This window comes from Kribbella sp. NPDC051587 (genome assembly GCF_044453945.1).
Lineage (GTDB): Bacteria > Actinomycetota > Actinomycetes > Propionibacteriales > Kribbellaceae > Kribbella.
On the sequence record NZ_JBITDE010000020.1, the window covers coordinates 85032 to 107754 of the forward strand.

The window sequence follows — 22723 nt, forward strand, 5'->3', positions numbered from 1 at the left end:
CACGAACCTCGGAGGAGGGCCATGGCCAAGCCGAAGCCGCTGGCGGTCGGTCCCGCTCTGATCAGGGCCTCGACCGCGGTGACCGAACACTACGAGCGGATCAGCTCTGACCTCGGGCTGACCATGCAACAGGCGCGGCTGCTGTTCGTGCTGCACCGGGCGCCGACGAACATGCTCGGCCTCGGTGCCGCGGTCGGCCTGGGCAAGTCGACGATGACCGGCGTGGTCGCCCGGATGGAGTCGGCCGGGCTGGTGGCGCGGGTGCCCGACCCCGGCGACCGGCGCAACCTGGTGGTCGAACCGACCGCACGCGGTGTCGAGGTCGCGGAGGATTTCGAGCGCCGGCTCCGGACCGAGGTGCTGCGGATGGTGCGGGTGCTCGACCCGCCGGAACGCGAGCTGCTCGCCGAGCTGCTGACCAAGGTGATCGTGGCCGCCGAGGAATAGTACGAGTTTCGGACCGTTCTGTGCTACCTTCTCATTAGTACGAGCTGCGTACTAATGAGACGAGGTGGTGGCGATGAGTTCGATCGACGTACGGCGTCCCGTCGTGGTGCCGGCTGCCCGGCTGGCGATCCTGGCCGCCGCAGGTGTGGTGGCGAGTGCGCTCAACTTCGCGGTCGCTCGCGGTGCGGTGGCGCTCGGCGCGGACTCGGCCTTCGCGCCGTTGACGCTGCCGGTCTTCACAGCCTTCACCCTGATCGGTGTCGCGGCCGGGTTCGAGGGCTGGCGCCGGGTCGTCCGCGGCGCGGAACGCCCGGCAGCGGTGCTCAAGGTGCTTGTCCCGGCGGTCGTGCTGGTGTCCTTCGTCCCGGATGTCGTGCTGATGGCGACCGGGTTCATCCCGCACTCGTCCACGCTCGGCGCGTCCGCGCTGGCGGCGATGCACGTGGTGGTCGCGGCGGTCGCCGTACCGGTGTATCGAATCATCTGCCCGGTGACCGGCCTTAGGTAGTCTGCAAGACATGACTGATCTTGCTGCTAAGGCTAGTGAGTTACTCCGTCTCCACCACACCGGCGAAACCTTGGTGCTGCCGACCGTCTGGGATGCGTGGTCGGCCCAGACGGTCGCCGAGGCGGGCTTCCCGGCGCTGAGCGTAGGGAGCCACCCGCTGGCCAACTCCCGCGGGCAGAAGGACAACGAGGGGATGACCCTCGACGACGCGCTCGACGGGATCCGGCGGATCACGGGTGCGGTCGACGTACCTGTGACCGCCGATGTGGAGTCGGGCTACAACACCCCGGCGGCCGAGCTGGTGGAGCGGGTGCTGGAGGCCGGTGCCGTCGGCATCAATGTCGAGGACACGGTGCACAGTGAGGGCCGGCTGCGGGCGGTTCAGGAGCACGCCGACTACATCGGCGCGATCCGCGCGGCCGCCGACGCGGCAGGTGTCGAGCTGGTCATCAACGCTCGGACCGACGCACTGATCGGCAAGGTGGAGAAGTTCGACGACCCGCTGGGCGAGGCCATCCGCCGCGCCCAGGCCTGCGAGGCAGCGGGCGCGCGCTGCGTCTACCCGGTGCTGATCCCGGACGCCGAGGCACTCCGTACCGTCTTGTCGGCGCTGTCCGGCCCGGTCAACGTCACCGCCCACCCGGTGAACGGCGCGGCCTCAGGCTCCTTCGACGAGCTCAAGGCGGCCGGTGTCCAGCGCATCACCTTCGGACCGCTATTGCAGGTGGCGCTGGCCGACAAGGTCGCCGAGCTCGTCAAGCCCTGGCGATGACCGTCTTGGAGTAGGCGTCCGCCAGGTCGCGGATCTCGACAGTGAGCTGGGTGTTGAGGTCCGCGGCCGGCTTCAGGTGAGCCGCCAGCAGCGTCTGAGTCAGCTCACCCAGCTTGGTCTTGGTCTCGGCATCACGGCCCGGCAGGATCGCCAGCCCCACGTGCACCATCGCCTCACTGGGGTCGCCATCCCCGATCACCGTCTCACCAGTAGTCCGGAACCGCGTCTTGAACGCCGTCGGCGCGCTCCCCAGCAGCTCCTGCGCCGCCGCATGCAACGCCAGCGCGAACCCCCGCCGATCGAACGCGTCAGTCAAAGACTCCGAGTACTCAACACTGATCTGAGGCATGCCCACCATTATCCCCCGTCGTGGCGGGCGCCGAGTGCCGGCGGCGGTCGGGCTGGTGAGTCACCGTCGTCAGCTGAGCTTCTCGGCGGAGGTGAGGCCGGCCTCGGTGCAGCGGTTGAGGAAGCCGGCGACGAGTTCGAGCTGCTCGTCGGTGTAGTCGGCGCAGATGGTGTCGATGGCGCCGTTCATGCCGCGGTAGAGGCGGTAGACCTCGGCGGTGCGTTCCTTGACGATGCGGATCGTGATGCTGCGGCGGTCGCGCTGGTCGCGGTCGCGGATGATCCAGCCGCCGCGCTCGAGCCGGTCGAGGATGCCGGTGAGGGTGGCCGGGTGGATACCGGAGAGGCGGGCGAGCGCGCTGGGTGTCAGTGCACCCTCCTTGGCGAGGACGTCGAGGAGGTCGAGCTCGACGTCCTTGAGCGCGAGCCGCGCGGCGACCTGGTTGTTGAGGAGCACGAGCTGGACCCGCAGGTCGCGCAACGCGTTCCTGACGGCGGCCTTGCGTGTCGTGGCTCCCATAGCTCCCGGACTTTAGCCTAGGAACTCGCGGATCAACCGCGCCAACTCGGCAGGCTGGTCCAGGGGGATGAGCGTGTAGCTGTCGTCGACGGTCTCGAACCGAGCCTTCGGCAGTACGGCGGCCAACCGGCGGCCGTGGTCGAGCGGCATCACCCGGTCGTCGGTCGCCCAGACCACCAGCGCGGGCCGGTCGAAGTCCTTCAAGCTCTGCGCGGCGTCCTCCAGCACGTGCGGATCAGCGAAGACGGCGCGCAGCATGCGCACGGTCTCGCGGCGGATCTCGGATTGCTCGAGCAGGGGCCGGATCCAGCGCGCCGTGATGGCGTCACCGCGCCTGGTCAGCGATCCGAAGGCGAGCGGCGTACGTCGGACCGCGCGGAGCCGTAGCTGCTGGACGAACGCACCGAAGAGCGCGGGGGAGAGCTTGCTCGACAGCGCGAGCGTCCGCCCGGTCAGCCCGGGCGGGAGGTTGTCGAACGCCTCGCACGACGCGAGGACGACACGACCGACGCGCTTGCCGCCGTCCCGCAGGACGAGCTGCGCCAGCGCACCACCGGTGTCGTTGCCGACGAGAACCACCTCCTCCAGACCCAGCCTGCCCAGGAACTCGGTGATGAGTGCGGCGATGCCCGGCAGCGACAGATCGGCATCGGCGGTCAGCGCGCGCCGGTGCGCACCCAGCGGCAGGACCGGGACGATGCAGCGGTGGTCGACGCTGAGGTCGGCGATCACGGCATCCCACAAGGACTCGTCCATGAGGAGCCCGTGCAGGAACACGATCGTCGGTCCGTGGCCGGTGTCGACGTACTGGACGGTGCCGGCGGAGAGCTCGATCTCGTTCATGACTCCGACTGTACTATGGTTCTCAGATAATACGAATCTCAAAGTATTGGAGCCGTGATGAGAGCCTTGGTGACCGGTGCGACCGGCCTGATCGGCAGTCAGCTGACCGCGGTACTGAGGGCGACTGGGGTGAAGGTGCGCGCGGCCGGACGATCGGTGTCCGCGGACGACCTGGCGGGCGTCGACGTGCTGTTCGTGCATCCGCGGGCGGTCGGCCTCGGCGCGGCCGAGCTGGTGAAGCGAGCCGCGGAGTCCGGCGTACGGCGAGTTGTGGTGCTGTCGGCGGTGAACGTCGACGACGACCCGGAGCTGCAGCCGTCGCGCTGGAACGGTGATCGCAACAAGGAGGTCGAGGATGCCGTCACCACCGGTGAGCTGCCGTGGGTCGCGGTGCGGTCGGCCTCGTTCGCGACCAACACGATCGGCATGTACGGCGCGCAGCTCCGCGCCGGCGACATCGTCCGCGGTCCCTACGGCGACTTCGCCGAGGCGTTGATCGACGACGCGGACCTGGCCGCCGTCCTGGCGCACACCGTCATCACCGACGCCTACGACGGCCAGCGGCTGTCCGTGACCGGACCGCAGTCACTCAGTCAGAAGGAGCTCGTGACGATCATCGGCGAGGTGATCGGCCGCCCGTTGCGTTTCGAGGAGGTTCCGCCTGAGGTCGCCGTCCGTGGCATGATCGCCAACGGCCTGCCGGAAGCCTTCGCCATGGCGTTGATGCGCCGCTACGCGCGAGGCGCCGGCCCGGCGGAGGCAGTCACCGGCACCGTTCAGCACTTGCTGTGCAAACCAGCCCGGACCTTCGCCGACTGGGTCGCGGCCCATCAGGGAGTCATGAGTGGGCGTAGCTCCGCATAGCACCAAGCGGCCAGGGCGGAGGGGGTCGTGCTCGCGGGAGTGCGGGGTTGTTCAGGGGTGAAGTCGTCGCGGAGGCCGGTGGACATGCCGAGCACCGCATCGGCGAGGTTCTCGGACATACCGGCGGCGAGAAGTTGCTTGCGTTGCTGGTCGTCCGAGATGCGCTCGACGGTGATCGGGCGATCGATGGCGGCCGAGACGATCTCGGCGACCTCGGTCCAGGTCAGGTCCGCAGGTCCGTGGACAGCCTGGACGCGCTTGCCGTGCCAGGCGTCGGACAACAGCAGCCCGGCCGCGACCTCGGCGATGTCGGCCGGCGCGACCCACGCCAGCGGCTGATCCAGCGGCAGGACGACTTGCAGCCCACCGGACTTGAGTGCGGCCAGTTCGAACAGCAGGTTCGTGAAGAAGTACCCGCAGCGCAGGTGGGTGACGTCGGCGGCCGTGGCATTCAAAGCCACCTCAGTCCGCGCGAGGCTGTCGATCTCACCCGCACCATGCCGCTTCTCCGCACCGATGCTGCTCTGGAACACGACCCGGCGGATCTGATTCGCCTCGACCGCCGCGACGACACTGGCCGTCGCGGCGGCGTAGTCGGCCAGTGGATCCTCGCCACCGGCGGTGGGATCCACCCAGAAGAGCGCATCGACCCCACGCGTCGCTTCGACCGTGAGCGCCGCATCGAACTGATCGATCCGCCGCGTCTCGATCAGGTCAGCCAAGGCGGGGTCGAGCTTGCCCGGGTCACGGGCAAGCACGATCGGCACCTGACCAGCGCGGATCAGACTGCGCACGACGTACCGGCCGACGTTCCCGCTCGGGGTGGTCACCGCAATTCGCATGCCGTTCCGGTACCCGGCGCGTCAGATCCCGAACACCTCCCCGAAGGTGAAGGTGGCTCTGATCAGGTGGTTCGCTCGGCGATGACTACCGCGTTGCTGAGATAGACCTTGCCGTTCCAGTCCTCGCAGGTGATGAGGACCAGGCGGCCTGGGACGGTCTGATCGAAGATGTGCGCCGCGTTCTTTGCCAAGGCCTGCTTGCGGTACGTCGTGACAGCCGCGACGCGATAACTCAGATCGCCGCGACTCGTGGCCACGCCGACGGTGTCACCCGGCTGGAGCCGTTCGAGGTTGTCGAATGCGCCGCCGCCGGTGTGCACCGTGTGGCCCGTGATGACGGCAGAGCCGAGGCGCGCTCCCGGCTGAGCTCCACCGGACCACCAGCCCAGCTTCCTTGGGTTCGAGGGCGGGATCAGCGCTCCTTGTTCAGTGGCGATTCCCAGTACGGCGGCCGAGACCTGCAAACGTGGAATGGTCAGCCGGATGGGCCTACCCGGGCGAGCAGCCGGCTTGCGGGAGGGAGCGACCGGCGTTGGGTGGCTGGGCCGGGCGGCGTGCTGGGGGAGCGGTGCAGGCGTCGTCGTCGTGGGGAGGTCGGGTGCGGCGGCGCCGGCCCGGTCGCCGAACTGGAGGTACCCGCCGACGATGGCGAGGGCGATTCCGGCCAACGCGATCGACCCACTCCACCGAAGTGGGGCGGGTCGACCGCGGCGCCGGGCTTTCGTCACCTCAGCTACTGTGCCGTCCCCGGCGCCTGAGGACGAGTGCGGCCCCTGCTGTGAGGAGCAGACCGCCGATCAGCAGCAGGCCACCGCCGAGGAGTGAGAACGGGCTGGTATCTGCAGCACTACTCGTTGGATCGCCGCCGATCCCTGCGTCGACCGCGGTAGGTACTCCCGGAGACGGGGAGTCCGAGTCCGTCACTACCGGCGTACTGGCGGTACTGGTGGTTGCGGTAGTCGTCGGAACCGACGTGGTGGGAGCCGTCGTGGCGGGCGTGCTGACCGGAGTTGTCGCCGGCGTACTCGGTGCGGTGCTCGGAGGCGTGCTTGGTGGAGTGCTCGGCGGAGTGCTTGGTGGGGTGCTGGGAGGTGTCGACGGTGGCGTGCTCGGTGGCGTCGAGGGCGGCGTGGTGGGAGGTGTCGTCGGCGGGGTGGTGGGCGGCGTGCAGCCCTCGACCCAGAACACCTTGTGCTTGGTGTCCGCGCCGATCGAACCCTCGGCGTGCACGGTGATCTTCACGTGGTAGCCCTGCTGCGGATGCGGCTGCCCGGTGAACGACAGGGTGTAGGTCACCTTGGCGTCCAGGTCGTTCCCGCCGCCGGCCGGATCGCCGCCGATGAAGGGAGTCAGGTCACCGGACTCCACGTGGAGTCCGCCGTTCGCGGTCGGTGCCTGGTCCGCGAACTGCACGGTCGCGTGCAGGCCGCCCTGGTCGTAGTTGTAGAACTCGACCACGAACGTGCAGCCCTGGTGCGGGTTGTTGTCCGGCGGCCCGCTCTGGATGTCGGCGCCCTCGATCTTGATCGTGCCGTTGTTGCCGGGGGCTTGGGGGCCCGCGGCAATCATCGGCGGATCGGCCGACGCGAACGCCGGCACGGCCAGCGCGGCCGCGCCGGACAACAACGACAACGCCCCGGCGGCAGCGGTGAGACCGCCCAGCCGGGACCGGCGACCTGCCAAAGCGACCATGCTGCGCCTCGATTCGGAAGAAGTCTCAGCAGCAGTATGCGCGCTTTGTTGCCATAGACAACAACTCGGAGTAACGATTCGGGGAGCGAATGACCTGGGGTGCTCACTGTATGTGAACGACGACAGCCGCTCCGTGACTGCCGGAGCGGCTGCCGTGATCAGGCCATCAGGCCCGGTAGGCCGTCCACATGTTGCTGATCCGGGTGCTCTGCCCCGGGGTGAACTGGGTGTAGCAGGAGTCGTAGGAGTAATCCATGTAGTTGTGGATCGGGTCCAGACCCGGCAGCGAGCAGGAGTCCCGGCCTTCGGGGCAGCCGTTGGTCGAGCTGCTCTGGGCGGGAGTGTCCGCGACCTCGTCGTTCGTGCTCGTGCAGCCGCCCTGGAACGTGTGGTAGAGCCCGAACCAGTGGCCCGCCTCGTGGGTGGCGGTCTCACCGAGGTTGTAGTTGGTCGCCGTACCGCCGGGCAGGGACGTGTACTGGACCCGGATCCCGTCGATGCCGGGGTTGCGAGCGTAGTCCCACGGGAAGGTCGCGATCCCGAGGTAGGCGAAGTCGACCAGCCAGATGTTCAGGGCGTTCTTGCCGCCCTTGCGGGTCTGCTTGCGGTAGGTGCTGCTCTGCTTGTCCTTGTGCCAGTTGTTGTTGTTGTAGCGGAACGTGCCGGCCAGCGTGAAGGTGAAGCCGGTGTTCGCCGCTGACGACGACTCCTGACCGCCGAACGTCTTGTTCAGTACGGCGATCTGCTGCGTGATCTGAGCGTCGGTGACGTCACCGTTGCCGGCGGCGTCGCGCATCACGTTGATGTAGACCGGGACGGTCGCCGCGGCCAGCGCGCCCTTCGGCACAGCCAGACCACGAGCCGCCTTCGCCTTCAGCAACTGGGCGGTCTGCGCCTCGATGGACTTCTGCTCGGCCACGCTGATGTCGCGGGTGTCGGGACCGTGGCCACCCTTGGCGGACGCGCCGGCCGGCGGGACGAAGCAGTCGCTCGCGGGCCCTGCGGGCGCCTTGGCAGTCGCCTGGACGCCCACCGGGCTGAAGGCCAGCGCCGCGCCGGTCAGGACGACGGCCAGCGCACGGGGACGGGGGATGAGAGATCGCATGGGGGTGCGCTCCTCCGGATCGGGCCGCGTCGGGCGGGCGGCCGGTTGACCGGAATACTCCGAGGCAAATGCTTGATGGGGAAGCGATTGTGCGGGAAAACCGGCAAGCCGAGGGAAAACCTTCGGTGGCGGTAGCTGGGGTTCCGGCCACTTTCACCCCAACGCTGGCTTGATTTCTACTACCCCCGAAAAGGCCGGGAAATCCTTCACAGCAAGGCATTCCGGTCTTTTCGGGGCGGCGGTAGGGTCGCCCGATGACGGATGCGCCGGCACCACACAGCCCGATCGACGAGCTCTCCGAACGCTTCCTCGCGAGCCATGCGGAGCTGTCGCCCGCCGCCGCGACGCTGATGGGGATGCAGGGGTACGACGAGAAGCTGCCGGACCGGTCGCCGGCCGGCTTCGAGGCGCTGATCGACCTGCACCGGAGCACGATCGCCGCGGCTCGCGCCGTCGAGGTCTCCTCGTTTCGGGAGGAGACGGCCAAGGATGCCTTGCTGGAGCGGATCGAGCTCGGGCTGGAACGCTACGAGGCCGGCGTACCGCAGTACGAACTGAACGGGATCTCGTGTGTTCCGGTCGAGCTGCGCGCGGTCTTCGACCTGATGCCGACCGCGACGCCTGAGGACTGGGAGCGGCTCGGAGCCCGACTCAGCCAGGTCGGTACGACGCTCGACGGGTACCGCGAGACGCTTTTGCAGCAGGCCGCGGCGGGTCGGGTCTCGGCGGCCCGGCAGGTGAAGGTCCTGGCGGATCGGATCGCCAGCTGGACCGGTGCCGAGGGCAACGACTACTTCGTCGGGTTGACGGCGAAGGCTCCCGGCTCGGCGGTCGAGGCGGCGGCAGTCGAGGCCAGTAAGGCGTTCGGGCAGTTCGGTGACTGGCTGACCGCCGAATTGTTGCCGAAGGCGCCGAATCGGGACGCGGTCGGTCGCGAGGTGTATCAGCTCGCCTCGCGCGATCACATCGGTGCGGCCCTCGACCTTGAGGAGGCCTACGCCTGGGGCTGGCAGGAGCTGGCCCGGATCGAGCGCGAGATGCAGACCATCGCGGCTGCGCTGAACGACGGCGACCGCAGTATCCCGGCGCTGGCCGCCGTACTGGATCAGGATCCGGCCCGCAAGATCCATGGCAAGGAGGCGTTCCGCGACTGGATGCAGGAGCTCGCGGACAGCGCCGTCCAGGAACTGGGCGGCAAGCACTTCGACATCCCGGCCGAGATCGGGCGCATCGAATGCATGATTGCGCCGACGTCGGAGGGCGTCATCTACTACACGCCGCCGAGTGAGGACCTGACCACGCGGCCCGGCCAGATGTGGTGGGCCGTGCCGGCCGGGATCGAGGACTTCGCCACCTGGCGCGAGGTCACGACCGTCTACCACGAAGGCGTTCCCGGTCATCACCTTCAGGTCGGGCAGACGATGCTGCGCTCGGACCTGCTGAACCGCTGGCAGCGCGTCGGCTGCTGGGTCTCCGGCCACGGCGAAGGCTGGGGCCTGTACGCCGAACGTTTGATGGAGGAGCTCGGTTATCTCGACGAGCCGGGTGCGCGGTTCGGCATGCTGGACGCGCAGGGCTTCCGCTCGGCCCGGGTGATCGTCGACATCGGCATGCACCTGGAGCTGGAGATTCCGCGCGACAACCCGTTCGGGTTCCACCCCGGCGAGACCTGGAATGCTGAGCTGGGCTTCGAGTTCTTGCGGGCGCACTCGCGGATGGAGACCGAGTTCCTGCAGGCCGAGCTGAATCGCTACCTCGGCTGGCCTGGCCAGGCGCCGTCGTACAAGCTCGGCGAGCGCATCTGGCTGCAGGCGCGCGACGAGGCCAAGCAGCGCCACGGCGCCGACTTCGACCTCCGCACCTTCCACCGCGACGCCCTCAACCTCGGATCGCTGGGACTCGATCCGCTGCGTCGCGCCCTCGCACGGCTCTGAGTCAGAAGATGTAGAAGCCTGTGACGGCGGTGGGGAGCAGGCCGACCAGGAGCCAGGCGGCGTAGGACTGCCGGAAGCGGCGGAAGATGGCGAGGATGCCGGCGGCGGTGAGCAGGCCGATCACGCCGGACATGATCCAGAGGCCGACGCCGCGGCCGAAGTCATCGGCGGCGACGCCGATGCTGTAGACGGCCAAGGTGATCGCGGGGACGCTGCCGACGTGGAAGAGGATGGCGGAGGCGACCCAGCGCTGGACCGTCTCGATGTTCATCGGCTTCGGCGTACGCCGGCGCCGGATCGGGCGTCGCTCGGTCCGCGCAGTCTCTTCGAACATCATTGCTCCCAGTTGCTTAGTGTACTAATCATTAGTCTACATAAAGTTGCTACACTCAGCACATGGAAGCGACGGAGATCACGCCGGGGGAGAACCCGCTGGCGCTCGAGCATCAGGTCTGTTTCGCGCTCGCGGTCGCGGCCCGGACGGTCATCGCGCTGTATCGCCCGGTGCTGGAGCCGATGGGACTCACGCACCCGCAGTACCTGGTGATGCTGGCCCTGTGGGAGCACGAGCCCGTCTCGGTGAAGGATCTGTCCGGCATGCTCCAGTTGGAACCCGCGACCCTCTCGCCGCTGCTTAAGCGCCTCGAGTCGGCCGGCCTCCTGCACCGGAATCGCTCCACGACCGACGAGCGGTCGTTGGCTGTGTCGCTGACGCCGGCGGGCCGAGAGCTCCGCAAGCAAGCCCTCGAGGTGCCTCCTGCGATCGTCGAGCGCCTGGGCATGGATGTCGACGAGCTGATGGATCTCCATGCTCGCCTCACCACGGTGATCGCCGCGGCGACCAGCACGCGCTGATTGAGAGTCTATTTCTTGCAGTAATCGATCTCGATATTGCGTAGATGTGTCGACGGCGTTACGGTCTCGCCAGCGCTGCAGTCCCTTCGGGGCTGCGACATCGACTATCCCGCCCTTTGTCGAGAGAGAGCTGCGCATGTTCCGGTCAAACACATCGTGGAGTGGACGCGCCCGCCTCGGCGTGCTCGCCGCTTGCGGCGCGCTGGTCGCCGCCAGTCTGTCCGTCCTGGCCACCGCACCCGCGTGGGCCGCCGCCTCCGGCGGGGTCGGTGCAACCCTGCCGTACGTCGAAGTGCAGGCGGAGAACGCGTCGACCAACGGCACCGTCATCGGGCCGAGCGCCGCGTACAACACGCTCGCCGCGGAGGCGTCGTACCGCAAAGCAGTGACGTTGCAGGGGAGCGGCAAGTACGTCGAGTTCACGACGCCGGTGGCGACGAACTCGATCGTGTTCCGCTACAGCATCCCGGACACCGGCGGTGGCTCGGTCTACACGCCGCAACTGTCCCTGTATGTGAACGGGACCAAGCAGCCGAACTTCACCCTGACGAACGCATACAGCTGGTACTACGGCGGTTATCCGTTCACGAACACGCCGGGCAGCAACCCGCATCACTTCTACGACGAGGCACACCGGCTGTTCCCGACGACCTATCCGGCCGGCACGAAGTTCCGGGTCCAGGTCGACGCCGAGGACACGGCATCGTCGTACACGATCGACTTCGCCGACTTCGAGAACGTCGCGGGTGCGCTGAGTCAGCCTGCAGGTTCGGTCTCGGTGACCAGTACGGGCGCCGACCCGACGGGTGCCGCGGACGCGACCTCCGCGTTCAACGCGGCGATGAGCCAGGCCGGAGCCGGCGGGACCGTGTGGATTCCGCCGGGCACATTCCGGATTCCGGGGCACCTGATCCTGAACAACATCACCTTCAAGGGTGCGGGCATGTGGCACTCGACCGTGGTCGGTGCGGCGCCGGGCTTCTACGGGAACTACGCGCCCAACGCGAGCAGCGGCGTACATCTGTCGGACTTCGCCATCTTCGGTGACGTCCAGGAGCGCAACGACGGCGCGCAGGTGAACGGCATCGGCGGCGCGCTGAACAACTCCACCGTCGACCGGATCTGGATCGAGCACGAGAAGGTCGGCGCCTGGATGGACGGCCCGTTCACCAACCTGGTCTTCAGCGGCATGCGGATCCGCAACGTGACGGCCGACGGCGTGAACTTCCACAACGGCGTCACGAACTCCAAGGTCACCAACAGCGACCTGCGCAACCTCGGCGACGACGGCCTCGCGACCTGGGCGGAGCAGAACGCCGACGCGAACGACTCGTTCGACCACAACACGGTGCAGTACCCGATCCTGGCCAACGGCATCGCCATCTACGGCGGCCACGACAACTTCGTCACCGACAACCGGGTGATCGATGCCGGCCTCACCCAGGGCGGCGCGATCCACGTCGCGCAACGGTTCGGCTCGACGACGCTCGGGCGCACTGACGTGCTGCGCAACACGATCATCCGGTCCGGGGGACTGGACCCGAACTGGAACTTCGGGGTCGGCGCGCTGTGGTTCGACGCGCGTGACGGTGCGATGACCGGCCTGACGAACGTCGACAACATCCTGATCCAGCAGAGCCCGTTCGAGGCGATCCAGTTCGTCTCGGGCTCGAACATCACCAACGTCAAGATCAACAACGCGACCATCCAGAACACCGGGACCTGGGTGGTCCAGGAGCAGGTCGGCGGCTCGGCGACCATCACCAACAGCACCGCCACCGGGACCCAGGCACCCGGCCCGATCTACAACTGCGGCGTCGGCTTCACACTCACCGACGGCGGCGGCAACTCGGGCATCTTCGCCCCGGCGCAGTGCTCGAACATCACGTCGCCCACGTTCCCGCCGTACCTGCCGGACAACGGTTCGGCCATCTCCGTCAGTCCGTCCGCTGTCGGCTTCGGCTCGGTCGCGACCGGTACGACGAGTGCGCCGCAGGCGGTCACCGTCACGAACAGCGGTACGGCGGCAGCGCCGGTCGGTTCGATCGCGGTGACCGGTGACTACGGTCAGACCAACAACTGCGGCACGAGCATCGCGGCCGGTGGCTCCTGCACTGTCAACGTCACCTTCAGCCCGACAGCGGCAGGCACTCGAGCGGGCAACCTGACGGTCACCTCGGCCGGGGTCACCAGCACAGTTCCGCTGTCAGGCACGGGCGTTGCGCCCGGACCGATCCTCAACGCGAACCCGAGCAGCCTGTCCTTCGCGGACACACTGGTGGGCAGCTCCTCGGCAACTCAAGCGGTCACCGTGACCAACTCCGGTACGGCGTCCGCCACCGTCTCCGGGGTATCGACCACGGGCGACTACAGCCAGACGAACAACTGCACGACTCTCGCTGTCGGCGCGTCGTGCACGGTCACCGTCACCTTCCGGCCGACCGCGTCCGGGGCGCGTGCCGGCGGGGTGAGCATCGCCAGCAACGCCAACAACAGCCCGACGTCGATCTCCCTGTCTGGTAACGGCATTGGGGCCGACACGAACCTTGCCCGTGGCAAGCAAGCGACGGCGTCCAGCCAGGTCAACGGCACGCAGGCGGCCAGTACGGCGACCGACGGCGATGCGAACACCTACTGGGAGAGCGTCAACAACGCCTTCCCGCAGTGGCTGCAGGTCGACCTCGGGGCAGCGCGCAGCATCGGCAAGGTGACGTTGAAGCTTCCGCCGTCGTCGGCGTGGGGTACGCGCACCCAGACCTTGTCGGTCCAGGCAAGCACCGACGGATCCTCCTTCAGTACGCCGGCAGCGTCCGCGACGTACACGTTCACCTCGCCCACCAACGTCGTGAACATCACGGTGCCGACGACCAACGCCCGCTACGTGCGGGTCAACATCACCGGCAACAGCGGTTGGCCGGCCGGGCAGGTCTCGGAGTTCGAGGTGTACCCGAGTGGCGGGTCGCCGATCAACACCCCGATCCTGAGCGCGAGTCCGTCCTCGCTCGCCTTCGCGTCACAGGCGCTCAACACGACCAGCCCCGCCCAAGCAGTCACGGTCACCAATACCGGCAGCCTGGCCGCCGCGGTCTCGAGCGTCACGGCCACCGGCGACTACTCGCAGACCAACAACTGCAGCAGCATCGCGGTCAACGCCTCGTGCACCGTCAACGTCAGCTTCCGGCCGACTGCTTCCGGTTCACGGGCTGGGACCGTGACGATCAACAGCAACGCGACCAACAGCCCGACCACCGTCGCCCTGTCCGGTACGGGCGCTGGTGGGACGAGCACCAACCTCGCCGCGGGTAAGCCGACGAGCGAGTCCAGCCACAACGACGTATACCAGTCGTCCAACGCGACGGACGGCAACCAAGCGACGTACTGGGAGAGTTCCAACAACGCCTTCCCGCAGTGGGTGCAGGTCGACCTCGGTGCTGCCGCCAGCGCGAGCCGGATCGTCTTGCAACTGCCGGCCGGTTGGGGAGCGCGGACCGAAACCCTGTCCGTCCTCGGCAGCACCGACGGATCGAGCTTCAGCACTCTGGTCGGATCCGCGGGCTACTCCTTCGCCCCGGGCAGCAACAACACGGTGACCATCACCTTCCCGGCCACGACTCAGCGCTACTTCCGGCTGAACATCACCGCGAACACGGGCTGGATCGCCGGCCAGATCTCCGAGTTCCAGGTCTGGAACACCTAACCCAGCGGCGCCGGGGACTCGGCGTGAGGGATGAGGAGGGTAGGGCGGCCGGAGCCGTCGGCGCGGACGGACCAGATGTCCGCGTCGGCGGGGCCGTGCGGGATGGCGTAGGCGATGGTGCCGGCGTCGAGCCAGGTGGGCTGGTCGTCGACGGTGCGGGTCTCGGCCAGGGGAGTCCTGGTGCCGGTGGCCAGGTCGAGGACGGTTAGCCGCCAGCCCTTGGTGGGGTTGTTGTCGATCGCTGACTTGAAGGCGATCCGGCGGCCGTCGGGGGAGAGCGACGGGCACTCGACGTTCTCGGTGATGGTGTGCACAGTCTTCGCGGCGATGTCGCCTTCGACCAGGTAGCGATGGCCGGCGGTCGACATCGTGGCGTAGAAGCGGTTGTCGTCGGCGGTGAAGGTGATGCCCCAGAAGTTGAGGTCGGCGGCCTGATAGGGATGACCGTCCAGCGTCACCGACAGGAACTCCAGCGAGTCGACCATGTCCTGCGTCTGCAGGTCGATCAGCCCGGACCGGGTGGAGAACCGGCCGTTGTTGTAGGAGTCGCCCGCGACGAACACGGTCCACGCCGCCATCCGCCCGTCCGCGGAGACCCGGGTCCGGTTCGGGATGCCGACGAGCGGAATCGCCTTCTGTACTTGGAGATTCCGGTCCAGGAAGGCGATCTGGTACGTCGTCAGTGCGCCGTCCGGTCGTAGACACGTGCCGGTGCCGCCGGCGGCGTAGACCCGCAGGCAGCTCAGCGGTGAGACCTCACGGGGTCCGCCTGGATCGTCTTTCGCGACCAAGGCGAGACGACCTTTGCTGCCTGGCGCCGTACTGCGGAACATGATGCGTGGGCCGGTCAGGCTCAGTCCGCTCGCCGCTGCGACCGGCGTACGGTCGGCTGTTGTGGTGTAGACGCCGTAGGTGACCGCGACCGCGGCCAGGAGGACCGCGCCTAGGACCGCTGCGAGGACCCGGCGAGTCATGCGGGCTGCTCCGCGCTCTTTGGGATGCCACGGAGCAGCAGGGCGACTACGAAGACGGCTGCCACGACCAGTACGGCGGCGATGCGGCTCGCGCTTGCTGGTCCCCACACCGTCCAGGCCAGCCCGAACAGGACGGACGAGCCGACGTAGGCCAGCGCCTGTCCGGTCTGGATGAGTGCGATGCCCGTCGTACGGGTGGCTTCAGGAAGGAGCGGGCCGGCCAGTGCCATCAGTACGCCGTCTGTGGAGGCGTAGAAGAAGCCGTAGAGACCCAGTACGACGACCAGCAACGGCCAGCCGCGGACCGGACCGAACAGCAGCAGGTAGACGAGCACCAGTGCGGTGTAGCCGCCGAGGACCACCTTCAGCCGGCCGATCTTGTCCGCCAGGATGCCCAGCGGCGTGGCGAGCAGGAGGTAGGACAGGTTGGTACCCACGGCCAGCAGCGGGAACCAGGCGATGCTCAGGTCCTCTCGTCGCTGGAGGAGCAGGTACACGAAGCCGTCGCCGATGGTGACCGTTCCGGCAACACATGCGGCCAGGACCAGGCGTCGTACAGGCGCTCTGCGGAGTAGGTCGCGGAGGGCTGAGGGAGCGACGATGCTCTTCGGCGGTTGCTTGTCGCGGTGGTCGCGGACGAACAGCACCAGCAACAGAACGCCGAACGCGGCGATGCAGAAGCTGGTGACGAACACCGCGTCGTAGGCCTGCGCGGTTGCGGCCAGCACGCCGACCGCGACCAGCGGACCGGCGAAGGCGCCGATCGTGTCCATCATCCGGTGCACGCCGAACGCGCGGCCGTACTGCTGCGGTGGCGTGGAGAGGGTGATCAGCGCGTCGCGGGGAGCTGTCCGGAGACCCTTGCCGGTGCGGTCGATCGCGATCACCGCGCCGATCGCGCCGACGGAGCTGCCCGCCGCGAGCATGCCGAGCTTCGCCACCGCCGATAGGGCGTAGCCGAACCCTGCAACGGCCTTGCGGCGCTGCGACCGGTCCGCGACGTACCCGCCGACCAGGCGCAACAGCGCGGTCGCCCCGGTGTACGTGCCGTCGACCACGCCGTAGAGGGCTGGGCTCAGGTGCAGGCCGATCATCAGGTACACCGGCAGGATCGCGGTCACCATCTCCGACGAGATGTCGGTGACTAGGCTGACCGCGCCGAGCGCGAGGACGTTGCCGCTGACGAGGAAGAGGCCCCGTCCGCGCGCGGTGCGTGGTCGATCGACTGTGGACAGGTACACCGGTCAGTTCCAGATGTTGGTGATCTCCGCCGCCGAGTTGAGGTGGGGCAGACCGTAGGAGCTCTCGAGGGTGCTGAGCACGTTGTAGTGGTTGATCTGGGTGGAGAAGGTACCGACCTGGGTGTGGGCGCCGACGAACGCGGTGAAGATGTGGTTCGACGATCCGCCGTTGTCCTCGTCGAAGGTGATGACGAGCAGGCTGTTGTGCGTCTTGGCCCAGGTCGCGTACGCCGTCAGGTTGTTCTTCAGCCAGGTATCACCGGTGCCGACCGAGCAGTCGTGCATGTCGCTGCACATGTTCGGCGTCACGAACGCGACGGTCGGCAGGCTCGCGTAGTTCGCCGAGCTCGGGAAGTCGGTGTACCGCAGGTTGCTCGCCGTCGGCACGTTGCTGAAGTTCACCCAGCTGTTGTGCTTGCGCTGGTACTGGCCGCTCGAGCAGCCCGTGTACGCGGTGGACGGCATGCTCTCGGAGTACCCCTTGAAGGTCTTGCCGGCCGCGATCAACTGCTTGCCGAGGTTGTCGGTGCTGAACGTGTGCGGGCAGCTGTCGCTGGTCATGCCCTGCGTCGAGCCGGAGAAGATCGCCGCGTAGTTCGGCTGGCTCGGGTGCGTGACGCCGTACGCCTGGGTGAACTTCGCCCCCTGGCCGGCCAGGCTGTTGAAGGTCGGCGCGCTGGAGCTGCCGTTGATCTGTGAGTAGGCGTGGTTCTCGAACATCACCACGACGATGTGATCGAAGGTGGGCACTGCTGCCACCGCTTGCGCACTCGGCGACCTGTCGACGACCGCTACCACCGACGCGGCGACAACCGCCGCCCCCAACACGATCCCCGCAACGCGTTTCCGGCTCACGATGTGTCCTCCCAGGACTGGCTGTGCTCGGGCCGTCACCCATTGTGGGAGCGACGGCCGGGCACCACCAGGCCTGGCAGGTGTGGGGTAGGTGAACAGCGGGGCATTGCTCAGTTGCCTAGGTTTGCCTAGTTGTAGGTAGCGGTCACGTGGTAGACCCTGCCTCCCCAACCGTCGTCCGGGAACGAGTCGGCGACCCGGATGTAGCCCGCCTTGCCCGGTCCGAGGTACGGCGTGAGGTCGAACGTGCGGGCCGCCTCGTTCTCCCCGTCGTGGAACGGCTGCGTCTCGGTGGCGACCGTGGTCCACGTCTGCCCGTCACCGCTCGCCTGCACCACGAACTCGTTGTCGATCGTCAGCGTCGCGGACGCCGTGGTCGCATCGGACGGGAACGGGAAGCGGTAGATGAAGTACGAGTGACCGTCCGCGAACCGGTTCTGGACCCCGTTGCTCTGTGAACCGTCTGCATCCCACAACCACGGTGTCTCCGCCGCCGTACCGGTGTCGAAGTCGGCCCTATGCGCGACCACGATGTCGGACCGGGTGCTGAAGGACAGTCGTGATCCCGACGTCGCCGTCGCAGTCACCGAGTACCGGCCATCCGGCGTACCGGCTGGGACGGTCACGTCGAGCTCCACCGACGCTTGCACCGGTACGGCGTTGCCTCGCGGCCGAAGGGTCAGGTTCAATCGTGCCGGGGTGACCGTCCAGCCTGTCGGGCCGGCTGTCCGAATCGCTACGGGAAGCCGCTCGCCGGCCGGCCCGGTGGCCTGGAGACCTACCCGCACCTTCACGTGGGTCCCGCTGACGGTCGCGGGCATGATCACTGGCAGCGCCGGGTCGGTGGTCGCTGACAGGGAGCGGACCGGGGGCTGTGACGGTACAGCCGCGATCAGAGCGCTGAGCGCACTGGCCTGGGTACGCCAGTCGTAGGCGTTGGGGTGGTCTGCATTGGTGAGGCCGGACCACCGCTCGCCGAGCCGATCGGAGGCGTCCCGGTCGTTGTTCCAGATGGTGGCCGCCTGCCGAGTGACGAAGTCGACGTACCGGCGGTCGTGCGTGGTGTCGGCGAGGTCCATCCAGTACCGCTGGAAGATGCCCTTGAACTGCTTGCCGTTGTCGTCACAGGTGCGATCCGGCGCATCGCAGTACTCGGTCAGGATCCCGCCGGGGGCGAGCCCCGTCGGAGACATCGCTGCGTCGGCCAATCGCCGTACCGTGGTCAGGAGCTTCGGATCGCGAGTCGCCCTCCAGAGCTCGAGTCCGGCGCCGATCGCGAGGCCCTGGTTGTAGGTCCAGACCGTGTCGCCGTTGCTCTTGCAGTCGCTCGTCAAGCCGTCGTTCACCAGGCCGGCGCTGTTGATCATGCCGCTGGCGGTGAACCAGCTCCAGCCCTCCTTCGCGCGGCCGAGCCAATGCTTGTCGCGCGGCAGCCGGTTGTGCAGCTCGGCAGTGAGCCGGATCCAGAGTCCGTTGGTGACGGCGTTCTTGTAGGTGCGTTCGCCGTTCCACCAGACCCCTCCTCCGCAGGAACTCGGGTCCCAATAGCCCTCGACGTACTCCGCGATCGTGACCGCCATGTCGAGGTACTTGCGGTTCTTGGTCAGGTCGTACGCCTGGATCCACGTCAGCCCCCACCACTCGGAGTCGTCGATGGCGCGGCTGGTGAAGTTGCCGAGCAGCGGATCTCCCGAGAGATATCCGGCCGGGAACACGCCCTTGTCCTTCTCGAAGGTGTTGTCCAGCTGAGGCAGATAGCGCCGGTCGCCGGTGTGCTCCATGTAGTCGCCGATCGTCTGCAGGGCAACCGCCGAGTTCCACCAGCTCGACGGAAACCATGCCTTGACCGGCTCGTACGAACCCATCAATTCGTCAGCGGCAACCCTGGCCTTTGCAACGGCCGTCGCACCGTCATCAGGGCCCGGATGAGCACCGGCCAACGGTGGCGGGGCCAGCGCCGCGGCCACCAGGACCGCGCCGGCAATCAGTACCTGCAGTGTGCGGGTGGAACGCATCACGACCATGATCTCCTCGACTGCTGGAAACGTTTCGGTTGTATCGTCGGTAGGCCCGACAACGATGTCAATGCCTCGGGGCAACCGGAGTCGCCGTCAGGCCGGTGCTTCGGACTCGATGCGCTGCATGGCTTGCGAGAAGGCAGGAACGGACCGCAGGTCGAACTCGCCAGAGCTGTAGTCGGTCATCTGGTGCCACTCCTGGTCCGCCACGTAGTAGACGTGTGGGCTGACAGGCCCCGCCGATTCGGAGTAGAAGCAGGTCGCCAGCCTCACCATCGCCATGAAGGCATGGACCACTGTGCGATCCCGCATCACGTGCACGAACAGCATGTCGCGCGCGGGCATGGCCACCAGACACCCGAACGGAGGATTCTCGACGTGCAGTGATTCGCGCAGCACGGTATCGAGAACCAGGGCCCGCGACGCCGTGAACATGCCACCGGAGAGCATCGCGATCTCAGTGCCCGGAACCTGCACATACTCAACGGTGTCCCGGAGCCGCCGAAGGTTCGCCAGGCCGATCCGGTTGATCTCCGACCAAGAGAGCTCCAGGCTGCCGACGTCGAAATGCATAGCCACCGCTCGTCCGGTGTAAGTAGCCGGCGCGGTGAGCAGACCCGGCATGAACGTCGGCACCCGCTCCGCCCAGTCAGGATCGACGGACGACGCATCGACCAGCCGAAGGTACAGCTCGTTCTCCAGATCCTCCGGAATCCCCGGCCGCTCCCCACCAGGACCCATCTGATCGAAATGCGCCGCCACCGCGGCCCGCCACTGCTGGCGCGGCAACCCACCCACCGTCCGCGCCAGATTCGCCAGCCCGGCAACCATCCCGTCACCCTCGACCGGCAGCAGCGCCCCCACACCGTCGTACCGCATCGGAAACCCACGCTCCGAAGCCGCCCGCTCCGCCAACCTCACCAACCGACCAACCTGCCGCACCGTCAGCGGCCGCAACACCGGATGCAACCGCCGCCCGCTCGAGCAGCCCTTATCCTTCCCGCCAGCACTCATAGAGCACCTCCTTTGCCCAAGAACATATGGACTTCAACCCGCCCAAAACCGACAACTTCGCACCTGTGGATAACCCCTCGGCCCACCCACACCCACCCTGCAGACCCGCACCCACAGCCCGTCACACCGTCCCCGAACCGCAAACAACCGTGTGCGAACCCTCTCGCCCGTCCCGTAGCGTGAGGAACAGAGCAGTTGCCGAGAGCCCCCTTCCCCAACCCACAACCACACCCCCTCAACCTCCGACAACCTGAACCCGGCCGAGACACCTTTCCCGGACCGCAACCACAGCCCGTCAGCCTCCGGCAGCGTGGACCCGGTCGAGGCGCCCTTTCCCGGACCGCAACCACAGCCCGTCTGCCACCGGCAGCGTGGACCCGGTCGAGGCGCCCTTTCCCGGACCGCAACCACAGCCCGTCTGCCACAGGTGTCGACGAGGTTGGTCGCGGCCTCGCCATCCCCCTCGGCCACCGCCTCGCTCAGCCACCCGTCTTTAATCGGCCGCAGACACGCTCAGCCACAGCGAGACGTGGGCGGCCGAGTCGCCCTCCCTGCTGCCCCACAACTCGACCACCATCGACGGTCGACTAAACCTCCAAGCGACACACACGAAACGCACCACCTGCTCGGTCACAGCCCGGTTTATGAGCCTCCGAGCAGTTGCCGAGAGCCCCTTTCCGACCCACAACCGCAGCACCTCAACCTCAGGCAACGTGAACCGGGTGGAGGCGTCTTTCGTGGACCGCAACCACAGCCCGTCAACCTCGGCACCATGAACCCGGTCGAGGCGATTTCCTGGACCGCAATCACAGCCCGTATGCCACCGGCAGCGTGAACCCGATCGCGGCGTCCTCCCGGGACCGCAACCACAGCCCGTCAGCCCCAGGCAAGGTGGACCCCCGGTCGCGGCCTCGCCATCCTCCTCAGTCACGGCGTCGCTCAGCCACCCGTCTTTAATCGGCCGCAGACACGCTCAGCCACAGCGAGACGTGGGCGGCCGAGTCGCCTGCCTGCTGCCCTACAACTCGACCTCCATCGACGGTCGACTAGACCTCCAAGCAACACACCCACGAAACGCAGCACCTGCTCGGTCACACCCGGGTTGTGAGCCTCCGAGCGGTTGCTGAGAGCCCCTTTCCCGACCCACAACCGCAGCCCCTCAACCTCAGGCAACGTGAACCGGGTGGATGCGTCTTTCGTGGACCGCAACCACAGCCCGTCAACCTCGGCACCATGAACCCGGTCGAGGCGATTTCCTGGACCGCAATCACACCCCGTCTGCCACCGGCAGCGTGAACCCGATAGCGGCGTCTCCCCGGAGCACAATCACAGCCCGTCAGTCATAGGCAGCGTGAACCCGATCGCGGCGTCCCTCCCGGGACCGCAACCACAGCCCGTCAGCCACAGGCGAAGGCGAAACCCGGTCGCGGCCTAGCCATCCCCCTCAGCCACAGCGTCGCTCAGCCACCCTGTCTTTAATCGGCCGCAGACATGCTCAGCCACAGTCCGAGGTCTCCGGCCGAGTCGCCTGCCTGGCTTGGCGGGGACTCGACCACCTGCGGCGGTCGGCTGAAACCTTCGGGGGCGGCAGGCGGATGGCTGAGGTGGATGGCTGAGGTGGATGGCGAGGTCGGCGACCGGGGTCCACGTTGCCTGGGCTTCCGGGCTGTGGCTGGGGTACGTGATGCCCGGGGAGCCCCTGCGCTATGGCTGAGTCCCGGGTTCAGGCGACGACAACGCACCCACTAACGCACCCGCCGGCCGTCGTTCGGTGCGGTGGATGGCGATCGCGTGTCGGGGGTGTGCACCTGCTGCGGTGGGCGTGAACAAGCTATGACCTGTGCATATCCCCGGGATCTTGTTCAAACCCCCGGTGGTTGGCGTGGCTCCGGCCGCCTGCGGCGGTCGACTGAAACCTTCGGGTGCGGCGGGTAGATGGTTGAGGGGAATGGCGCGGTCGGCGACCAGGCTTGGCGTTGTCTGAGCTTCCGGGCTGTGGCTGGGGTGCGTGATGCTCGAGAGCCTTGCGCTATGGGTGAGTTTCGGGTTCTGGTGACGACAACTCACCGACTTCCGAACCTGCCGGCCATCGTCTGGTGTGAACCGTCCCGGGTTTGATGCACCCTCGGTTATGTGTGGACGACTGGTCGGTCGTCGCGGGTTTGTGAATAGTAGTCAGCTTCGGCTTCGGCCG

General features: G+C 67.5%; 20 protein-coding genes. 7 read left to right on the forward strand and 13 right to left on the reverse strand.

Annotation, left to right across the window (positions count from 1 at the left end; translation table 11 throughout):
* Positions 1–21 precede the first annotated feature (21 nt).
* The 3 genes from ACIA49_RS40105 to ACIA49_RS40115 all read left to right on the forward strand — a co-directional run bounded on the left by ACIA49_RS40105 (position 22) and on the right by ACIA49_RS40115 (position 1727).
* Positions 22–447, forward strand: coding sequence for a MarR family winged helix-turn-helix transcriptional regulator (locus ACIA49_RS40105; RefSeq protein ID WP_396383599.1), 426 nt, complete (start codon positions 22–24; stop codon positions 445–447).
* A 73-nt stretch (positions 448–520) separates the two neighbouring features.
* On the forward strand, positions 521–955 hold the full coding sequence (locus tag ACIA49_RS40110; RefSeq protein WP_396383600.1) for a hypothetical protein: 435 nt from the start codon (positions 521–523) through the stop codon (positions 953–955).
* A 10-nt stretch (positions 956–965) separates the two neighbouring features.
* Positions 966–1727 carry an isocitrate lyase/phosphoenolpyruvate mutase family protein gene (locus ACIA49_RS40115; RefSeq protein ID WP_396383601.1) on the forward strand — a complete coding sequence of 254 codons (762 nt, stop codon included), beginning with the start codon at positions 966–968 and terminating at the stop codon, positions 1725–1727.
* On the opposite strand, the gene ACIA49_RS40120 is transcribed toward ACIA49_RS40115, so the two are convergent.
* The 3 genes from ACIA49_RS40120 to ACIA49_RS40130 form a co-directional block, all read right to left on the reverse strand.
* The gene (locus tag ACIA49_RS40120) at positions 1711–2076 is read right to left on the reverse strand and encodes a 5-carboxymethyl-2-hydroxymuconate Delta-isomerase (RefSeq protein WP_396383602.1); all 366 of its coding nucleotides are present in this window, start codon (positions 2074–2076) and stop codon (positions 1711–1713) included. The genes ACIA49_RS40115 and ACIA49_RS40120 overlap by 17 nt on opposite strands.
* Before the next feature lie 69 nt (positions 2077–2145).
* The gene (locus tag ACIA49_RS40125; RefSeq protein ID WP_396383603.1) at positions 2146–2595 is read right to left on the reverse strand and encodes a MarR family winged helix-turn-helix transcriptional regulator; all 450 of its coding nucleotides are present in this window, start codon (positions 2593–2595) and stop codon (positions 2146–2148) included.
* A 12-nt stretch (positions 2596–2607) separates the two neighbouring features.
* A complete protein-coding gene (locus ACIA49_RS40130) occupies positions 2608–3438 on the reverse strand; it encodes an alpha/beta fold hydrolase (protein WP_396383604.1) in 831 nt (276 codons plus the stop codon).
* Between the two features lie 57 nt (positions 3439–3495).
* Between ACIA49_RS40130 and ACIA49_RS40135 the strand changes: the two genes are divergently transcribed.
* Positions 3496–4302 carry an NAD-dependent epimerase/dehydratase family protein gene (locus ACIA49_RS40135; RefSeq protein ID WP_396383605.1) on the forward strand — a complete coding sequence of 269 codons (807 nt, stop codon included), beginning with the start codon at positions 3496–3498 and terminating at the stop codon, positions 4300–4302.
* Here ACIA49_RS40135 and ACIA49_RS40140 read toward each other — a convergent pair.
* The 4 genes from ACIA49_RS40140 to ACIA49_RS40155 all read right to left on the reverse strand — a co-directional run bounded on the left by ACIA49_RS40140 (position 4269) and on the right by ACIA49_RS40155 (position 7941).
* Entirely contained in the window at positions 4269–5144 is an 876-nt protein-coding gene (locus ACIA49_RS40140; RefSeq protein WP_396383606.1) for an NAD(P)H-binding protein, read from the reverse strand. The genes ACIA49_RS40135 and ACIA49_RS40140 overlap by 34 nt on opposite strands.
* Before the next feature lie 62 nt (positions 5145–5206).
* Positions 5207–5872: a class F sortase gene (locus ACIA49_RS40145; RefSeq protein ID WP_396383607.1), complete on the reverse strand. Its 666-nt coding sequence runs from the start codon at positions 5870–5872 to the stop codon at positions 5207–5209.
* Between the two features lies 1 nt (position 5873).
* Complete coding sequence (locus ACIA49_RS40150) at positions 5874–6836, reverse strand: hypothetical protein (RefSeq protein ID WP_396383608.1); 963 nt, start codon at positions 6834–6836, stop codon at positions 5874–5876.
* A 166-nt stretch (positions 6837–7002) separates the two neighbouring features.
* Positions 7003–7941, reverse strand: coding sequence for a zinc metalloprotease (locus ACIA49_RS40155; RefSeq protein WP_396383609.1), 939 nt, complete (start codon positions 7939–7941; stop codon positions 7003–7005).
* Positions 7942–8195: 254 nt separating this feature from the next.
* Between ACIA49_RS40155 and ACIA49_RS40160 the strand changes: the two genes are divergently transcribed.
* Positions 8196–9875 carry a DUF885 domain-containing protein gene (locus ACIA49_RS40160; protein ID WP_396383610.1) on the forward strand — a complete coding sequence of 560 codons (1680 nt, stop codon included), beginning with the start codon at positions 8196–8198 and terminating at the stop codon, positions 9873–9875.
* Position 9876: 1 nt separating this feature from the next.
* Here the strand turns inward: ACIA49_RS40160 and ACIA49_RS40165 are convergent, their stop codons facing one another.
* Positions 9877–10209, reverse strand: a complete 333-nt coding sequence (locus tag ACIA49_RS40165) for a hypothetical protein (protein WP_396383611.1) — start codon at positions 10207–10209, stop codon at positions 9877–9879.
* Positions 10210–10271: 62 nt separating this feature from the next.
* On the opposite strand from ACIA49_RS40165, the gene ACIA49_RS40170 reads away from it, so the two are divergent.
* Entirely contained in the window at positions 10272–10730 is a 459-nt protein-coding gene (locus ACIA49_RS40170; protein ID WP_396383612.1) for a MarR family winged helix-turn-helix transcriptional regulator, read from the forward strand.
* A 136-nt stretch (positions 10731–10866) separates the two neighbouring features.
* Positions 10867–14427 carry a choice-of-anchor D domain-containing protein gene (locus ACIA49_RS40175; RefSeq protein ID WP_396383613.1) on the forward strand — a complete coding sequence of 1187 codons (3561 nt, stop codon included), beginning with the start codon at positions 10867–10869 and terminating at the stop codon, positions 14425–14427.
* Here the strand turns inward: ACIA49_RS40175 and ACIA49_RS40180 are convergent.
* From ACIA49_RS40180 to ACIA49_RS40200, 5 genes are all read right to left on the reverse strand, one after another.
* Positions 14424–15401, reverse strand: coding sequence for a TolB family protein (locus ACIA49_RS40180; RefSeq protein WP_396383614.1), 978 nt, complete (start codon positions 15399–15401; stop codon positions 14424–14426). The two genes, ACIA49_RS40175 and ACIA49_RS40180, sit on opposite strands and share 4 nt — an antisense overlap.
* A complete protein-coding gene (locus tag ACIA49_RS40185; protein WP_396383615.1) occupies positions 15398–16642 on the reverse strand; it encodes an MFS transporter in 1245 nt (414 codons plus the stop codon). Before ACIA49_RS40185 ends, ACIA49_RS40180 begins: the two co-directional genes overlap by 4 nt.
* A gap of 3 nt (positions 16643–16645) precedes the next feature.
* The gene (locus ACIA49_RS40190) at positions 16646–17497 is read right to left on the reverse strand and encodes an alkaline phosphatase family protein (RefSeq protein WP_396383616.1); all 852 of its coding nucleotides are present in this window, start codon (positions 17495–17497) and stop codon (positions 16646–16648) included.
* Positions 17498–17625: 128 nt separating this feature from the next.
* Entirely contained in the window at positions 17626–19512 is a 1887-nt protein-coding gene (locus ACIA49_RS40195; RefSeq protein WP_396383617.1) for a glycoside hydrolase family 76 protein, read from the reverse strand.
* Between the two features lie 96 nt (positions 19513–19608).
* Complete coding sequence (locus ACIA49_RS40200; protein WP_396383618.1) at positions 19609–20529, reverse strand: hypothetical protein; 921 nt, start codon at positions 20527–20529, stop codon at positions 19609–19611.
* Positions 20530–22723 lie beyond the last annotated feature (2194 nt).

Bases quoted from the DNA above. Each gene is read 5' to 3' on its own strand.
- ACIA49_RS40195 (WP_396383617.1), bottom strand. From the start codon at position 19,512: ATGCGTTCCACCCGCACACTGCAGGTACTGATTGCCGGCGCGGTCCTG.
- ACIA49_RS40150 (WP_396383608.1), bottom strand. From the start codon at position 6,836: ATGGTCGCTTTGGCAGGTCGCCGGTCCCGGCTGGGCGGTCTCACCGCT.
- ACIA49_RS40170 (WP_396383612.1), top strand. From the start codon at position 10,272: ATGGAAGCGACGGAGATCACGCCGGGGGAGAACCCGCTGGCGCTCGAG.
- ACIA49_RS40140 (WP_396383606.1), bottom strand. From the start codon at position 5,144: ATGCGAATTGCGGTGACCACCCCGAGCGGGAACGTCGGCCGGTACGTC.
- ACIA49_RS40200 (WP_396383618.1), bottom strand. From the start codon at position 20,529: ATGAGTGCTGGCGGGAAGGATAAGGGCTGCTCGAGCGGGCGGCGGTTG.
- ACIA49_RS40180 (WP_396383614.1), bottom strand. From the start codon at position 15,401: ATGACTCGCCGGGTCCTCGCAGCGGTCCTAGGCGCGGTCCTCCTGGCC.
- ACIA49_RS40160 (WP_396383610.1), top strand. From the start codon at position 8,196: ATGACGGATGCGCCGGCACCACACAGCCCGATCGACGAGCTCTCCGAA.
- ACIA49_RS40165 (WP_396383611.1), bottom strand. From the start codon at position 10,209: ATGTTCGAAGAGACTGCGCGGACCGAGCGACGCCCGATCCGGCGCCGG.
- ACIA49_RS40155 (WP_396383609.1), bottom strand. From the start codon at position 7,941: ATGCGATCTCTCATCCCCCGTCCCCGTGCGCTGGCCGTCGTCCTGACC.
- ACIA49_RS40105 (WP_396383599.1), top strand. From the start codon at position 22: ATGGCCAAGCCGAAGCCGCTGGCGGTCGGTCCCGCTCTGATCAGGGCC.
- ACIA49_RS40125 (WP_396383603.1), bottom strand. From the start codon at position 2,595: ATGGGAGCCACGACACGCAAGGCCGCCGTCAGGAACGCGTTGCGCGAC.
- ACIA49_RS40115 (WP_396383601.1), top strand. From the start codon at position 966: ATGACTGATCTTGCTGCTAAGGCTAGTGAGTTACTCCGTCTCCACCAC.
- ACIA49_RS40130 (WP_396383604.1), bottom strand. From the start codon at position 3,438: ATGAACGAGATCGAGCTCTCCGCCGGCACCGTCCAGTACGTCGACACC.
- ACIA49_RS40135 (WP_396383605.1), top strand. From the start codon at position 3,496: ATGAGAGCCTTGGTGACCGGTGCGACCGGCCTGATCGGCAGTCAGCTG.
- ACIA49_RS40175 (WP_396383613.1), top strand. From the start codon at position 10,867: ATGTTCCGGTCAAACACATCGTGGAGTGGACGCGCCCGCCTCGGCGTG.
- ACIA49_RS40110 (WP_396383600.1), top strand. From the start codon at position 521: ATGAGTTCGATCGACGTACGGCGTCCCGTCGTGGTGCCGGCTGCCCGG.
- ACIA49_RS40120 (WP_396383602.1), bottom strand. From the start codon at position 2,076: ATGCCTCAGATCAGTGTTGAGTACTCGGAGTCTTTGACTGACGCGTTC.